Source organism: Asticcacaulis sp. (genome assembly GCF_035497195.1).
Taxonomy (GTDB): Bacteria; Pseudomonadota; Alphaproteobacteria; order Caulobacterales; family Caulobacteraceae; genus Asticcacaulis.
The window spans coordinates 1-1,522 of sequence record NZ_DATJDZ010000012.1; the positions used below are offsets into that span (position 1 = coordinate 1).

2 protein-coding genes are annotated in these 1,522 nt (G+C 60.6%); both read right to left on the reverse strand.

Annotated features, from left to right (window positions below; all coding sequences use genetic code 11):
* Positions 1–144: 144 nt before the first annotated feature.
* Entirely contained in the window at positions 145–558 is a 414-nt protein-coding gene (locus tag VL130_RS04040; RefSeq protein ID WP_325361449.1) for a hypothetical protein, read from the reverse strand.
* Between the two features lie 495 nt (positions 559–1,053).
* A partial coding sequence (locus VL130_RS04045) for a DUF4199 domain-containing protein (RefSeq protein WP_325361450.1) occupies positions 1,054–1,522 on the reverse strand: 469 nt, incomplete at its 5' end.

A 1,522-nucleotide genomic window follows, 5' to 3' on the forward strand; every position in this document is an offset into this window, starting at 1 on the left:
TTTTTGCGAAACCCTGCAAACCTTCAGCCACTCAAGGAACCAAATAAAGCAGCGCGATCGATGCGCTGCCATGAGCCGACACGCAATCCAATCAAATGAGACAAGACAGGCCGAACGCATATCACGCGTATCCTGCATCAATCGCTATTTCAGGATCAACTCCCGCGTAAGCTGACTACCCAGCAATTCACGCATCGACTCCCGATCCGCGCTGGCCTTGGCCTGGCTGTCCAAGGAACCCAGCACCTTGACTGAGATGGCATCGGCCTCATCGGATCGATCGAGTGCAGCCATGTTCGGGTAGGTGACGGTCAGAATCAGATCGGCATCGCTCGGCGAACGCGCTTGCGAACTATAGACGGCATAGCCGGTGATCAGGCCCGCCTTCTTCATCGCTTCCATGTTCGCCTTGTAGGCCCCGTCCAGGAATTTCAGGTAGTTGTTGAACTGCCCTGGCTTGACCTTGATGAAGCTGACTTCAGTAACCCCGCCCTCCTTGTAGGGCTTGGCCTCCTGCGCAAATACCGAGGCGGTAACCGCAAACATCAACAACGACATGATTAGTATCGTGATGCGTTTCACAGTTCATCTCCTTGACAAAGCTGCATGGATATGCAGCAACGCGGAAGCTACGCTCGGCATCCGGCATCGTCAACTATTGAATGGACTGGTAATCGACCGGCTGGCGACGCTCTCGCCGTCAACCGGGCCGGCGCGATGTTGGGGACGGCGTGCTCGCCCACGTGCACCTTGCAGCCTTGCAGGAACGGGGGGCAGGTTCACCACCTCGCCTGTGCCAAGCGACCCTGGCCCTGTCTTGGACGAACACGGCGTATCGAGGACAAGCGAGGCCTTCTCCGCATCAACGAAAGGCTGAAATTCGTCCCCGGACATTGCGACCCGACCTGCAACCTCCACGACAGGTACGTCGGCGTACGTAACGACAAGACGGAGGTAGCCTGGCCGGTGTCGGCGCGTGGATCGAGCTATGGACGTCGTCCCCGAGAAGGAAATCGCGGGGTTGATGAAGCCCCAAGCCGCCATCGAAGCGCTTCAACCCCGCCGCGCGGGCAGGAACCGGCTGTTGCGCAGCAGTCCCGCCGAGACCAGCGACACCAGCACGCCGACCGGGAAGATCTCCACGAAGGTCATCGGCAGGCGGAACATCGGGTCGGCGTACTGGACCTTGAACGCCGCCATGTCGGTGCTCAGCTTCGCCAGCGCCTCGGCACTCGCGCCCTTCGCCTTCTCGCTCGCGATGATCGCGTTCGAATAAGAGGTGGCGAAATCCATGTGGGTCATCGCCTGCACCGCCTCCCACGCGACCACGTAGAAAATCCCGGCAATAAAGCTGACGCCCAGCCCGACCCCGAGCGCCGGCCAGAACCCGATCACCCCGCCCCGGTCGACGTCCCGGTGCCGCTTGATCCCCACGAACACCGCGCTCAGCGCAATCAGCATCGTCGTATAGCCGATCGCCATGCCGTATTTCAGCGGCGGCAGCCCGCCGAACGCGACGAAG